1 protein-coding gene is annotated in these 727 nt (G+C 31.1%); it reads left to right on the top strand.

All coding sequences use genetic code 11. The features are described from left to right. Window positions 1–275 precede the first annotated feature (275 nt). Window positions 276–727: imm11 family protein (locus EPI11_RS18885; RefSeq protein WP_206619147.1), on the top strand; the 452-nt coding region annotated here is incomplete at its 3' end.

Here is a 727-nt window from a genome sequence, read left to right as displayed (position 1 = left end):
CGTAACAATGGCAGCCTCGCTAAATATGGCGTAAATTGACCCATCAAAGTAGTATTAACCCATGTTCAGTATCACTTTTGATCAGCTAATAGAGTTAAGTGCCAATTATCTGCCTAAATTTATAGAGATGAAAAACAAAGTATAGCGTCTTCTCATCATGTGATTTCTCTATTAATTACTGGCAAAATGATGCAGGTGTTATATTTTAATAAAAAACTAGTTTCAGTTTTTTTGCTGGCAAGTATTGAAACCTACTTACAAACACCATTAATCTTATGAACTACTTTTTAAAAATAACAAGTAAGCCTTCTTTCCCTATTGTATATGACAGTCATAATTTAATCAACGGAAGCCACATTGCTATTGGAAAATTTATTAGTGAAGAGGCAAAATTTCCTTTAAAATACAACGATGCAAAAAATAGTGATGTAGAGTTTGATAAATTATTAACTTATGATCTTATCGAATCTGTTGGCGGCGGTTGGCTTGTATCCGATAGATTAGTCAATATTATTGATATGAATTTCCCGAAAGAAGTCCAATTTTTTAGATCTACCTTTAATTATAAGGATAAAATATGTGATAGTTACTCGGCCATAAATATTTATAACAGAGTGGACTGTTATGATCTGGATAAAAGTGAATTTGTAAAACATCCTGTTGATGGTTCATATAAATTTTCGAAAATAGCACTAAAAAAAGAGCCCCTTGAAGAATATGGAATGAT

Origin of the sequence: Flavobacterium cerinum, assembly GCF_004028155.1 — a bacterium.
Classification (GTDB): domain Bacteria; phylum Bacteroidota; class Bacteroidia; order Flavobacteriales; family Flavobacteriaceae; genus Flavobacterium; species Flavobacterium cerinum.
Note: the sequence above shows the minus strand (reverse complement) of the source record. Positions and strands in the feature narration are given on the sequence as shown.